This window comes from Methylobacterium sp. AC690 (assembly GCF_979256535.1).
This window is the reverse complement of the sequence record NZ_CEEDOX010000007.1, coordinates 52,786-65,617: the sequence shown is the minus strand read 5'-3', so window position 1 is coordinate 65,617 and position 12,832 is coordinate 52,786. Positions and strand designations below refer to the sequence as shown.

8 protein-coding genes are annotated in these 12,832 nt (G+C 69.6%); 3 read left to right on the top strand and 5 right to left on the bottom strand.

The window, feature by feature from the left end:
• Positions 1–68: 68 nt before the first annotated feature.
• Positions 69–2,033, bottom strand: coding sequence for an AI-2E family transporter (locus tag AC0IY1_RS09895; protein ID WP_471769224.1), 1,965 nt, complete (start codon positions 2,031–2,033; stop codon positions 69–71).
• Between the two features lie 544 nt (positions 2,034–2,577).
• Between AC0IY1_RS09895 and AC0IY1_RS09890 the strand changes: the two genes are divergently transcribed.
• Positions 2,578–3,657, top strand: coding sequence for a methyl-accepting chemotaxis protein (locus AC0IY1_RS09890; RefSeq protein WP_103710002.1), 1,080 nt, complete (start codon positions 2,578–2,580; stop codon positions 3,655–3,657).
• Between the two features lie 7 nt (positions 3,658–3,664).
• Here the strand turns inward: AC0IY1_RS09890 and AC0IY1_RS09885 are convergent, their stop codons facing one another.
• Positions 3,665–4,957, bottom strand: a complete 1,293-nt coding sequence (locus AC0IY1_RS09885) for a nicotinate phosphoribosyltransferase (RefSeq protein WP_055950567.1) — start codon at positions 4,955–4,957, stop codon at positions 3,665–3,667.
• Between the two features lie 309 nt (positions 4,958–5,266).
• Positions 5,267–6,742 (bottom strand): MocR-like pyridoxine biosynthesis transcription factor PdxR, encoded by a 1,476-nt coding sequence (pdxR, locus tag AC0IY1_RS09880; protein ID WP_471769223.1) that lies wholly within the window; start codon positions 6,740–6,742, stop codon positions 5,267–5,269.
• 230 nt (positions 6,743–6,972) lie between these two features.
• Here pdxR and AC0IY1_RS09875 point away from each other — a divergent pair, with 230 nt between their 5' ends.
• Positions 6,973–9,135 (top strand): molybdopterin-containing oxidoreductase family protein, encoded by a 2,163-nt coding sequence (locus AC0IY1_RS09875; protein ID WP_471769221.1) that lies wholly within the window; start codon positions 6,973–6,975, stop codon positions 9,133–9,135.
• A 234-nt stretch (positions 9,136–9,369) separates the two neighbouring features.
• Here AC0IY1_RS09875 and AC0IY1_RS09870 read toward each other — a convergent pair whose 3' ends face one another.
• The gene (locus AC0IY1_RS09870) at positions 9,370–9,873 is read right to left on the bottom strand and encodes a pyridoxamine 5'-phosphate oxidase family protein (RefSeq protein WP_055950557.1); all 504 of its coding nucleotides are present in this window, start codon (positions 9,871–9,873) and stop codon (positions 9,370–9,372) included.
• Between the two features lie 65 nt (positions 9,874–9,938).
• A complete protein-coding gene (locus AC0IY1_RS09865; RefSeq protein WP_471769219.1) occupies positions 9,939–11,222 on the bottom strand; it encodes a GGDEF domain-containing protein in 1,284 nt (427 codons plus the stop codon).
• 460 nt (positions 11,223–11,682) lie between these two features.
• Here AC0IY1_RS09865 and AC0IY1_RS09860 point away from each other — a divergent pair, with 460 nt between their 5' ends.
• The gene (locus tag AC0IY1_RS09860) at positions 11,683–12,831 is read left to right on the top strand and encodes an Mrp/NBP35 family ATP-binding protein (RefSeq protein ID WP_103710006.1); all 1,149 of its coding nucleotides are present in this window, start codon (positions 11,683–11,685) and stop codon (positions 12,829–12,831) included.
• Position 12,832: the final 1 nt, after the last annotated feature.

Below are 12,832 nucleotides of genomic sequence, written 5' to 3'. Positions count from 1 at the left end.
ATCCCGATCGGGATCGCTGGCGAGCGAAGCGGACGGAGGGGGCGACGGTCAAGCCCAAAACCGCGTCGTCACACCGGCATCGGCTGGACCCGGGCGAATTCCGTCTCGACCTCGGGCGTTGTCTCGGCCGGGCTCCGGGTGCCGTGCGCGGTGGCCACGACGGCCTCCACGGCGGCCTTGAGGGACGACACGTGGATGTCGGCCTCCACCGCCCGGCGCCGGGTCGCCTCGTCGAGGCTGGCATCGTCCGCCTGCCAGAGACCGAGGACGAAGCAGGCCCCCGGGAGCTTGCGACGCAGGCGGTCGGCCAGCCGGCGCAGGTGCGTGGGCTCGCCGCTGATCGCCATCGAGACGATGCAGACGAGCTGCGCCGGGCCAGGGTCGAAGGCATCGATCCGCGCCCGCGCCACGTCGGCGAACGGCACCACCCGCGTGCCGATCCCGCGCTTGGCGAGAAGCTGGGCCAGGATCGCGCAGGCGGACTCGTCGACGAAGCTGCGCCCGGCGACGCACAGCACCGCGCCGTCCGGCCGCCAGGCCTCCGGCACCGGGTCCGGGCGCGGCGCGTCGGGATCCGCCTTCGCCTCGGTGTCGCTGCGCAGGTCGTCGCGGTCGGCCATCTCCTCGATCAGGCCGCCGACGCTGGCCCGGATGTCGTTCTTCTGCTCGGTGGTGAGCACGCCGCGGGCGGCGTCCCGGGCGGCGAGTTCGAGGCCCTTCACCACGACCTCGTCGTAGTAGGTGGTGAGCGAGCAGGTCTTCAGGATGAGGTCGGCATGCTCCTGCGCCTCCTCCGGATCGTCGGCCAGGATGCGCTGGTAGAAGTTCTCCACCGGGGTCAGGGCCGGCCGGTCGCCGAACAGGACGTCGAGGAATTCGAGCTTGTCCACGTGGCGCCCGAGCACCACGAGGCAGACCGTCAGCGGCGTGGACAGGAGCAGGCCGACGGGTCCCCAGAGCCAGGTCCAGAACAGGGCCGAGACCAGGACCGCGAAGGGCGACATGCCGGTGGACTGGCCGTAGAGCATCGGCTCGATGAAGTGCCCGACCAGGGGTTCGAGGATCAGGAACAGGATCAGCGTCCCGATCACCATCGACCAGCCGGGATCGATCGCGGCGGCCAGCGCCAGGGGGAACAGGGCCGACACGAAGGCGCCGACATAGGGCACGAAGCGCATCAGCGCCGAGAAGATGCCCCACAGGACCGGGTTCGGCACCCCGAGACCGTAGAGCCCGATGCCCACCACCAGTCCGAACGCGGCGTTGAGTCCGAGCTGGACCAGGAAGTAGCGGCTGAGGCGCTTGGCGGCGTCGTCCATCGCCACGGTGGTGCGGTGGAGGTCGCTGGAGCCGGCGAGCCGGATCATGCGGTCGCGCAGGTCCTCGCGCTGCATCAGCAGGAAGAGCAGCACCACGAACACGATGCCGATGGTGGCGAGGGGGTGCAGGATCGGCGAGATCAGCGTGCCCGCCATGGTCACCGGTCCGGGAACGCGCTCCTTGACCTCCACCAGGATCGCCTTCTCGGGCGGGGCCGGATTGGCCTGCGAGCCGGATTTCGGCTCGGGCTTGGCTTCGGGCTTGGGCTCCTCGTGGCTCTCGTGCATCGTTCGGCCGATGCTCGCGACGTAGCCGGCGAGGCGTCCGGCGGGCGTGTCGTTCAGACCCTCGATCTTGCGCTCGATGGTGCTGCGGTAGCGCGGCACGTCCTTGGCGATGTCGGCGAGCTGAACCCCGATCAGCGTCGCCAGGGACGCCGCGGTGCCCAGCGCCAGGACGACCGAGGCCGCCACCGAGAGGAAGCGGCCGAAATGCCAGCGCCGCAGGAGGTTCACCAGGGGGCCGAGGACGAAGGAGAGCAGGATCGCGATGGCGATCGGGATCAGGACGTCGCGGCCGACATACAGGCCCGCCATGATCAGGGCGGCGACGATGATCGGCGAGGTCAGGGCCTGGGTCGGGGTGCCGGCGGCCGCGATGCGCGTGGGTCGCGGCGGGACGAGGGACGGCTTCGGGGGGGATCGCAGGGCCATTCCGATTCCGTGTTCGAGACGCGACGCGCGGGCCGCCGGCGTGGCGGGCATTGCGGCGTAGAGAACGACGCGCTTGCGAGAATCGATCCCTTCCCCGGGTTCATCACGTCGCGAAACCGTGATCGGGGCGGATCCGGCCTGCATCCGTTGCATAGCTGAGCGCTGGCGTCGCACAGGTGATCGCAGCGTCCGGCCCGATCCTGGGCGTATCTCGCAACCCGGGCGACGTCATCCTGCGCGTTTGCGTGTCCGCGGAGGGACGAGCGCTCCGTCGGTTCTCGCGCGTTTCTTGAACCATGGCCGGTTCGACCCAGGCGTGCACAAAATGGACGCTTCGATCGTGTTCATCGCCTTAACAACACGCACAGGGCTCGGCTGACGTCTGTGGGACTGCTGCGGGATCGGCGCTAAACATAAGATAAGTCTGGTGATCGGACCCGATGTGCACGCGAAACGATTGGTTTTAATGGAAATATAAGCTGAGTTGCGTAAGCTCTTCGACAGCGAGAGGACGGGGCCCGTCCGGATTTGTCTGGAGGCAGTTGTGCACGAGACGGCGAGTGATGCTGGCACCGGACCCAGCGCGGCGGATGCCACCAACCTGCGCGGCATTGCCACCGAGATCGCGGAGCTCCAGCGCATCGCCTCCGACAAGAGCCGGCGCATCCAGTCGATCACCGGCCAGGTGAAGATGCTCGCCCTCAACGCCCTGATCGAGGCCTCCCGCGCCGGCGATATGGGCCGCGGCTTCTCGGTGGTGGCGCAGGAGGTGCGGGCGATCGGCGCCGAGGTGGAGACCGTGGCCCGCGCCCTCGAGGTCGAGCTCTCGAACCGCATCGCCGGCCTCCAGGTCCAGGTCCGGAGCTTCGCCGACGCGTCCCAGACCCAACGGCTGATCGACCTCGCCCTCAACGCCGTCGAACTCATCGACCGCAACCTCTACGAGCGCACCTGCGACGTGCGCTGGTGGGCCACCGACGCGGCCCTGGTCGCCTGCGCGGCGGAGCCGAGCACCGATGCCGCCGCCCACGCGACCCGGCGCCTGGGCATCATCCTCGACGCCTACACGGTCTATCTCGACCTCTGGCTCTGCGACCTGAAGGGCAACGTGATCGCCCATGGACGCCCGAACCGCTATCCCGGTCTCGTCGGGCGCAATGTCGCCGACCAGGACTGGTTCCGGCGCGCGGCCGCCCTCCCCGACGGGGACGCCTACGTCGCCGCCGACGTGATGGGGCAGCCCGGCCTCGGCGGGGCGCAGGTGGCGACCTATTGCGCCAGCGTCCGCCAGGACGGGGACAGCCGGGCCGGGCCGATCGGCGTCCTGGCGATCCACTTCGATTGGCAGGCCCAGGCCCGGGCCATCGTCGACGGCGTGCGGGTGGCCCAGGAGGACCGGGCCCGCACCCGCGTGCTCCTCGTCGATGCCCGCCACCGGGTGATCGCCGCCTCGGACGGGCGCGGCGTTCTCGAGGAGACCCTGCCGCTGGCGGCCGGTGGCCGGATCAGCGGCGCCGACCAGGATCCCCGGACCGGCCGGATCGTCGCCTTCCACCGCACGCCCGGCTACGAGACCTATGCGGGCCTCGGCTGGTACGGCGTCATCGTCCAGTCGCCGGAGTGAGGGCCGCTCAGACCAGGACCGGCATCGCGGCCTGCCCCGCATCGCCGAAGACGCGGGTGTAGCGGGCGATCTCCCCGGCCGGGCCGATCGCCTTCGACGGGTTGTCGGAGATCTTCACGGTGGGGCGGCCGTCGGCGGCGATCACCTTGCAGACGATGGAGATCGGGTCGAGGCGGCCGTCCGGCACCAGGCCGCGGAAGTCGTTGGTGAGCAGCGTGCCCCAGCCGTAGCCGATCCGCATCCGGCCGTGGAAATGGGCGTGGATCGCCTCGATGGTGTCGATGTCGAGCCCGTCGGAGAAGATCGCGAGCTTTTCGCGGGGGTCGGAGCCCCGGGACCGCCACCAGGCGATGGCCTCCTCGCCGCCGGCGATCGGCTCCTTCGAGTCGATGCGGATGCCCGTCCAGGCGTTCATCCAGTCGGGGGCGTTCGCCAGGAAGCCCGTGGTGCCGTAGGTGTCGGGCAGCATCACCAGCAGGTTGCCGGCGTAATCCTGCTGCCAGTCCGCGAGCACGTCGTAGGGCGCGCGGGCGAGGCCCGCATCGTCGTCGGCCAGCGCTGCGTAGACCATCGGCAGTTCGTGGGCGTTGGTGCCCACGGCCTCCACCTCGCGGCGCAGGGCGATGAGGCAGTTCGAGGTGCCGAGGAAGCGGTCGCCCAGGGCTTCGTGCATGGCCTCGACGCACCAGTCCTGCCACAGGAAGCCGTGGCGGCGCCGGGTCCCGAAATCCGCGATGGAGAGGCCGGGCAGGCGCCGCAGCCGCTCGATCTTCTCCCAGACCCGGGTCATGGCGCGGGCATAGAGCACCTGCAGGTCGAGCTTGCCGAGGTGGCGCACCACGCCCCGCGTGCGCAGTTCGTTGAGGATGGCGAGCGCCGGCACCTCCCACATGGTGGTCTCGATCCAGGGGCCGTGGAAGGTCAGCACGTATTGCCCGTCCCGGGCCTCCAGCTCGTAGTCCGGCAGGCGAAACCCCTCGAGCCAGTCCATGAAATCGGCCGAGAACATCTGGCGCTGGCCGTAGAAGGTGTTGCCGCGCAGCCAGGTGGATTCGCCCCGGCTCAGGCGCACCGAGCGGGCATGGTCGAGCTGCTCGCGCAATTCGCCGACATCGACGAACTCGGCGAGCCGGACCTGGCGCGAGCGGTTCTGGATTCCGAAGGTGACGCGGGCATCGCGGTGGCGGCGAAAGATCGTCTGCGCCATCAGGAGCTTGTAGAAGTCCGTGTCGAGCAGCGACCGGACGATCGGGTCGATCTTGAAGCTGTGGTTGTACACCCGCGTGGCAAGATCGAGCATGGTTCGGATCACGGTCCTTCTGAGGACGCCCCGGCGTCCGCGCGGCCGCAGAGGCGCACGGCACCGCGGGTCAAGTCAATCGGTCGCCACGCGGGGTGGGGGTGCGGCCGGGGGCGCATCGCCGACCCCAGACCCACGGAGTGACGGTGGATGGCGACGGCCGATGGCGCCGCGGCGGGCGCCGCGTCGTTCGACCCCGAGGCTGGGGGCACGCCGTGCGCAGGGTCGGGGAGCGGTCGTCGAGGCCATGCCGGCGACACGCCCCCTGGACCGACCGATGCCTTGGACTGCCACGGCAACTCGGGCGCTTCAGCCCGGTGCCTGAAGCATCCGATGCAGCGTGCCGATCGCCGCTTCGATCTGCATCTCGGTGAGCGACGAGTACCCGAAGACCAGCATGTCGTCCCGGGCTTCGGGATCGAAGTCGTAGGCGGCTCCGCTGGAGAGGGCGTAGACGCCGATGCCCTGCGCGCGGGCCCTGCTCTGGATCTGCCGGGCGGGTGGAAAACCGGGTGGAAGGCGCCAGACCAGATGCAGGCCACTCTCGCTGCCCAGGACGACGGCCCCGTCGAACGTCGCCCGCAGCGCCGCGACGAGGCAGTCCCGTCGCGCCTTGTAGACCTGCCGCAACCGGCGCAGGTGCCGGTCGAAATGCCCCTCGTCGATGAAGGCGGCCAGGGCGGCCTGCTCCAGCCAGGCCTGCCCGTTGCTCATCCGGGCCTTCAGCATCCGGGCCTCGTCCCAGAACAGGCGCGGGACCGTGGCGTAGCCGAGGCGCAGGCCCGCCCCGACGGACTTGGAGAACGTCCCGACGTAGAAGACCCGTCGTCCCCCATCGAGGCCGGCCAGGGCGGTCAGTGGCGGCCCGTCGTACCGGAAGTCGCTGTCGTAATCGTCCTCGACGATGTAGCTGTCGGTCTCCTCCGCCCATCGCAGGAGAGCCAGGCGCCGCGTCAACGGCATGGTGGACCCGGTGGGGAACTGGTGGGAGGGCGTGACGTAGAGCAGGCTGCCCTTGGCGCTGGGCAGGAGGTCCGTCCGCAGGCCATCGCCGTCGACGGGGACCGGATGGATGGCCAGGCCGGCATTCCTGAAGATCAGCGAGGCGCCGAGGTAGCAGGGGTTCTCGATGCAAAGCTGCCGGGTATGCCCCTTCAGCAGGGTGAAGACGAGGTTGAGAGCCTCCTGACCCCCCGTGGTCACGATGACCTGATCCTCGGTGACCGCCACCGCCCGGGCCCGCCGCAGGTGGGTGCTGATGGCCGTGCGCAGAGCCGGGAGACCGGCTGGATCGCAGTAATCGGTCAGATAGGCCGTTTCCTTCCCCAGGAGACGCAGGACGATCCGCCGCCAGATCGGCAGCGGGAACCCGGCCGGATCGGACCGCCCGACCCAGAAGTCGAACTCGGGTCGGTCCCCACCGCCGCCGGGCGAGCCCGCGAAGCACAGCAGGGGCTCGCTCGACGCGTCCGGCACCGGCCCGTTCGTGAGCGAGCGGCTGCCGCGTTGGATCAGCAGGAGGCTGTCCGGCGGGATCGGTTCCACGAACAGGCCCGCCGTTCCGCGCGCCTTGACGTAGCCCTCGGCCGTCAGGCGTTCGTAGGCCAGCATCACCGTGTTGCGCGACACGCGAAGGCGCTCCGCCAGCAGGCGGCTCGGCGGCAGCGCCATCCCGGCCTTGAGCTGGCCGTCGAGGATGATCTCGCGAACTTGATCGAAGACCTGCGCCTGGAGGGGCGTCTCGGACCCGAAGTCCAGAGTCAGCGTCAGGTCCACAGGTGCCATCCCGTCCGGCTTCGCGCGCTCCGCAGCGCAGCCCTGTCCGCACCGCGACGCTTCGGGTCCGAGGGCTCGGTCCGCAGCCGCGACAAAACGGTTGGTACCATAGTCCGGCACTCTTTTGGCCCTTTCGCCAGGCCAAAATTTGGAATTGTTAGCACTTGAGTGCATTGTGTGCGCGCACCGGGCCGGCCCGCCAGGAACAATAAGGCGGGACGCTCGGCCGTGGAGGAAACATGAACGAGATCGTCAAGCCCGACTCCCTGCTGGTCGCTCAGGTCGAGAGCCTGACCGAGACCTTCTTCGGCGGCTGCCCGCACGATTGTCCCGACACCTGCTCAATGTTGTTCGAGGTCAAGGACGGAGAGCTGCTCGGCGTGCGGGGCAACCCGGACCATCCGATGACCCGGGGCGGTCTCTGCGTGAAGCTGAAGGATTACGAGAAGCGCCACTACCACCCCGACCGGCTGCTCTACCCGATGAAGCGGGTCGGGCCGAAGGGCTCGAAGCAGTTCGAGCGCATCACCTGGGACGAGGCCCTCGACACCATCGTGACGCGCTGGAAGGCGATCATCGATCAGTACGGCCCCGAAGCAATCGCGCCGTACAGCTACCTCGGCAACCAGGGCCTCGTGCATGGGCTGAACGGCGGCGACGCCTTCTTCAACCGGATGGGCGCCACCGTGACCGAGCGCACCTTCTGCGGCGAGGGCTCCTGCACGGCGTGGCTGCTCACCGTCGGCCCGACCGCCGGGCTCGACCCGGACAGCTACATCCACTCCAAGTACATCGTGATCTGGGCCTGCAACTCGGTCAGCACGAACCTGCACCACTGGGCCATCGTCAAGGACGCGCAGAAGAAGGGCGCCAAGGTCGTCGTGATCGACACCTATGCCTCGCGCACGGCGAAGGCGGCCGACTGGCACATCGCGCCGAAACCCGGCACGGACGGCGCGCTGGCCATGGCGCTGATCAACTCCATCATCGAACAGGGCCTCGTCGACCAGGACTACGTCGACAACTACACGGTTGGCTTCGAGGAGCTGAAGGAGCGGGCCAGCACCCGCACGCCCGAATGGGCTGCCGAGATCACGGGCGTTTCCGCCGACGACATTCGCAAGCTCGCCCGCGAAATGGCCACCGAGCAGCCGGTGGGCATCCGCATGGGCGTGGCGCTGGAGCGGCACTACGGCGGCGGCCAGACCATCCGGGCCGTCTCGTCCATTCCGGCCCTGACGGGCGCCTGGCGCCATGTCGGCGGCGGCGTCACGCAGTTCGGCGTCTGGGAGCACCCCTACAAGTTCGACGTGATGTGCCGGCCCGACCTGATCCCCGAGGGGACCCGCGTGGTCAGCAACCTGCAGATCGGACGCGCGCTCACCGGCGAGTTGCAGCTCGACCCGCCGATCATGTCGATGATGTGCTGGAACTCGAACCCGGTGACGCAGGCGCCCGAGACCGACAAGATCGTCGCGGGGCTGATGCGCGAGGACCTGTTCATGGTCTCCGCCGAGCACTTCATCTCGGACACCGCCTCCTACGCCGACATCCTCTTGCCCGCCACGATGGGCGCGGAGATGGAGGACATGATCCTGTCCTGGGGCCACCTCTACCTGACCTACAACACCAAGTGCGCGGAGGCGCCCGGCGAGGCGATCCCGAACAACGAGATCTTCCGCCAGCTCGCCGCCCGGCTCGGCTTCGAGGAAGAGAACTTCAAGTGGACCGACACGGAGTGCCTGGAGCACTACGTCGACTGGAACGCGCCGGCCTGCGAGGGCATCGACCTGCAGTACATGCGCGAGCACGGCTTTGCCCGCCTCAAGGTCGGTACGCCCGACGATCGGGCTCCGCACAAGGAAGGCAACTTCCCGACGCCGACCGGCAAGTGCATGTTCATGGTCGAGGGCGCCACGAACTTCGTCGCACCGCCGTTCCGGCAGATGTACGAGGGCTTCCAGCCCGGCGAGGCGCTCGATCCGCTGCCCGACTACCTGGGTCCGCGCGAATCCCACACCAACGACCCGGAGCTCGCCAAGCGCTTCCCGCTCAACATCGTCTCGCCCAAGAGCCACTACTTCCTGAACTCCTGCTACGCGAACATGGAGGACAAGCAGAAGGGCCAGGGCGAGCAGTTCGTGATGATCAACCAGGTCGACGCGGACGCCCGCGGCATCCGGGACGGCGACAAGGTCCAGGTCGCCAACGACCGCGGCGCCTTCAAGGGCGTGGCCCGCATCACCGACGACGTGAAGGCCGGCATCGTGGTGGCGACGCTGGGCTACTGGCGCCAGCTCAACGAGGGCACGGTGAACAGCATCTCGTCGCACGCCTTCACCGACATGGGCCACGCGCCGTCCTTCTCGGACAACCTCGTCGAGGTGGCCCGGGCGAACTGAGGTCGACGCCGGTGAGCGGCACGGCCCTTCGATGAAAGAACGCAAGCGTCCCACGGGACGCTTGTTTTTTGCCTGGCACCGGATCTTGCGGGCACCCGGCATCGGCGCGGTCTCCGCACCACCGTAAGGCGATTCCGACGCGGTACCCTGGCCCGTCCCCATGCAGGACCGCCCAAACGAAGAGGGCGGCGCGCCCCTCGGCACGCCGCCCCCGCCAAGACCCGCGCCTGAGCGTCAGGCGAGGTCGACCTTCTTGGTCTCGGTCTTGGGCGACTCGCCGGTCAGGGCGGCCTTCACGTAACCGTAGATGTGCAGCATCGTGGCGTTCGGGCTGTCCCAGTACTCGCCCTTCTCGGGATGGACGCGCAGGAGGGCGACCTCGGGGTCGTCCTTGCCGTTGGGGAACCAGGTCTTCAGGCTCTCGCTCCACTTGTCGTCGATGACCGCCTGGTCGGTCACGATCTCGGCCTTGCCGGCGATCGAGACGTAGGTCTGGTTCGACGGATCCGAGTAGGCCAGGTTGATCTGGTTGTCCTTGCTGATCTCGGCGGTCTTGGGGGAGTGCAGCTTGGTGAAGAACCACAGGTCGCCGTTCTCGTCCGCCTCCTGGCACCACATCGGGCGGCTGTAGAGCTTTCCGTCCTGGTCGGCGGTGGTCATCATCGCGACCTTGACGTCCTGGATGAGGGCGAACAGCTTCTTGGCGCCCTCGTGGTCGCGGTGGTTGCCCTGGTGCATGGGATTGCAGTCTCCAACTCGTCGAAAGGCTTTCCGGCGCGGTGATCGGCAGCCGGATCGTGTGCTCAACGAGCCAGGACCGCATTGGTTTCGGAGAGGCGCGCCGGGGCCGGCGGCGCGAGGGCTGCCGGGGGAGCGGATCGGGCGGGCTTCCGACGCATCGCGCCGAACTGGCCGAGGCGGCGATCGTCCAGGATGACAGCCGCGTCGCCGATGGCCCGCACGACGTGGCAGTTCCGGCCGAGGCCCTTGGCCTGGTAGAGAGCGGCATCCGCCTCGGCCACGAGCTCGGCCGGCGTGGTGGTCCGGCCGGCCGGGGTCACGGCGACGCCGATGCTCACGGTGACGAAGGGCTGGCCGTCGCCCCGGGCCACGTGCGGGATCTCGAGGCCGGCGATGCGGGCGCGCAGGCGTCGGACGACCCGGGCGACGGCGCGGGCGTCGCAGCCGCGCATCAGCACGGAGAACTCCTCGCCGCCGTAGCGGGCGACGCAGTCGCGCCCGCCGCGCGTCTCTCCCGCGATCGCCTCCGCGATCCGGCGCAGGCAGGCATCGCCGGCCGGGTGGCCGTAGGCATCGTTGAAGCGCTTGAAGTGATCGACGTCGATCATCAGCAGGGCGGTACCCCGGGCCTCGCGGGTGGTCTTGGCCAGGGCGGTATCGAGGGCGCGGCGGTTGGCGAGGCCCGTCAGGGGATCGGTCTCCGAGAGCACGGTCAGGACCCGGCGATCCTGTTCGAGGCCGGCCGAGCGCAGGATCTCGCGCAGGGAGACGAGGTAGGCCCGGCGGCGCACGCCCTCGATCTGGTGGTTTCCGTAGAGAACGAAGAAGGCGCCCGCCACGGTCTGGAACGCGAGGCAGAGGGCGAGCTCCGGGGCGAGATCCGTGCGCAGGGCGATGCTGGCGAACGAGGCCGCCGCGCTGAGGCCGGTCAGGATGAGCGCATGGGGGAAGCGCAGCACCAGCATCATGGTGGCGAACACCATCATCAGCGGGTATTCGATGTAGCAGATGGCGCTCATCGCCTCCCGCTCCAGGCTGAACAGCAGGATCGGCACCGCCGTCACCAGCAGCATCGTGGCGGTGACCATGCGCTCGCGCTGCGGCCCCGGCATCCGGGTGACGGACCAGGCGAGCAGCAGCCCGAGGGGCGTGACCAGGAACAGCCGCAGGGCGATCGCCAGGGGCAGCATGCCCGGCATCAGCAGCGCGGTCGTCAGGTTGTAGGCGTTGTGGAAGATGAGCCCGATCAGGATCGTCCGGCGCAGATGGAGCGCCCGTTCCCGGCCGGTATCGATCTCGTAGCGCGCCGAGACGGGGCGGGAGAACCGCAGCAGGTACGGGCTCATGGTCAGGTCGCCCTGGGCGACGTCGCCCCGCGGACGCAGCCGCGACGGCCGCGCGGGAGCGGAAACCCTGTTTCGGATCCAGGCGTACACGGATGGGCGATCCTGCAACGGTCGAGGCCGCCGCCGGGCGATCTCTCTGTGTTGCAGCGAACGTCGCGGCGGGCCGAGCGGACGCAAAACAGTGGCGCTCCCGTCGACTCATGCCTAGCAAAACCTGAACGCCCTCGCGGAAAATTCCGGCGCCGAAGTCCGGCGCGGCGCCGCGTCTCCGAACGGTCGAGACCCGGCCGCGACGAGGGGTCTCGCCCTCGGCGGCCCAGGGAAGCGCTTGCGCTCAGGCACCGCCTGTGCTGTCGCATGGGTTCGTCGCGGGTGAGCCGGCCAAGGCCGCAGCGTCCGCGAACCCCCGTTTGTCGCTGCGCCTCGGCCCCCCGGTCGGACGCGGCAAGGAGCCCGAACCTTGGCGATCACCCGTGACGACGTGCTGAAGGTGCTCTCGACCGTGACCGTCGATGCCGCGGGCACCACCCTGCCCGCCTCCGGGCGCCTGTCCCAGGTGGTGGTGGACCCCACCAACCGGGTGATGTTCTCGATCCTGATCGACCCCAGCGAGGCCGAGCGCTTCGAGCCGATCCGGCGCCGGGCCGAGGGCGCGATCCTGGCGACCCCGGGCGTCTCGGGCGTGTTCGCCAGCCTGACCTCCGAGCGCGGCCCGAACCAGCCGGCCCAGAATGCCCCGCAGGCCGCGGCTCCGCAGCCGCCCTCCCCCGGCCGTCCCGCCGCGCCGCCGCCGCCGCGGACCGGCCCGGCCCTTCCGGGCGTGCGTCACATCGTGGCCGTCGCCTCCGGCAAGGGCGGCGTCGGCAAGTCCACCACGGCCTGCAATCTCGCGCTCGCCCTCTCGGCCCAGGGCCTCAAGGTCGGCCTGCTCGATGCCGACATCTACGGCCCCTCGGTGCCCAAGCTGTTCGGGCTGTCGGGCAAGCCCCGCGTCATCGAGGAGCGCCTGCTGGCCCCGATGGAAGGGTTCGGCATCAAGGTCATGTCGATCGGCTTCCTGATCGAGCCCGAGACGGCGATGATCTGGCGCGGCCCCATGGTGCAGTCGGCCATCACCCAGATGCTGCGCGAGGTCGCCTGGGGCGAGCTCGACGTGCTGGTGGTCGACATGCCGCCGGGCACCGGCGACGCGCAGCTGACCATGGCGCAGGCGACGCCGCTCTCCGGGGCGGTCATCGTCTCGACCCCGCAGGACCTGGCCCTCATCGACGCGCGCCGCGGCGTGACGATGTTCCGCAAGGTCGCGGTTCCGATCCTCGGCGTCATCGAGAACATGGCGACCTTCATCTGCCCGCATTGCGGTACGGCCTCGCACATCTTCGGGCATGGCGGCGCGCGGGCCGAGGCCGAGCGGCTGGACGTGCCGTTCCTCGGCGAGGTGCCGCTGAACATGACGATCCGCGAGACCTCCGATGCGGGTCGCCCCGTGGTGGCGGTGGACCCGGACGGGCCGCACGCGCAGGTCTATCGTGGCATCGCCGCCAAGCTCTGGGGCAACCTGACCGGCGGCCCCGCGCCGCGGACGGCGCCCCGCATCGTCATCGAGTAGC

What these genes read in the sequence shown, in the direction of transcription:
- AC0IY1_RS09885 (WP_055950567.1), bottom strand. Translation starts at nt 4,957, where the DNA reads ATGCTCGATCTTGCCACGCGGGTGTACAACCACAGCTTCAAGATCGAC.
- pdxR (WP_471769223.1), bottom strand. Translation starts at nt 6,742, where the DNA reads ATGGCACCTGTGGACCTGACGCTGACTCTGGACTTCGGGTCCGAGACG.
- AC0IY1_RS09895 (WP_471769224.1), bottom strand. Translation starts at nt 2,033, where the DNA reads ATGGCCCTGCGATCCCCCCCGAAGCCGTCCCTCGTCCCGCCGCGACCC.
- AC0IY1_RS09865 (WP_471769219.1), bottom strand. Translation starts at nt 11,222, where the DNA reads ATGAGCCCGTACCTGCTGCGGTTCTCCCGCCCCGTCTCGGCGCGCTAC.
- AC0IY1_RS09875 (WP_471769221.1), top strand. Translation starts at nt 6,973, where the DNA reads ATGAACGAGATCGTCAAGCCCGACTCCCTGCTGGTCGCTCAGGTCGAG.
- AC0IY1_RS09870 (WP_055950557.1), bottom strand. Translation starts at nt 9,873, where the DNA reads ATGCACCAGGGCAACCACCGCGACCACGAGGGCGCCAAGAAGCTGTTC.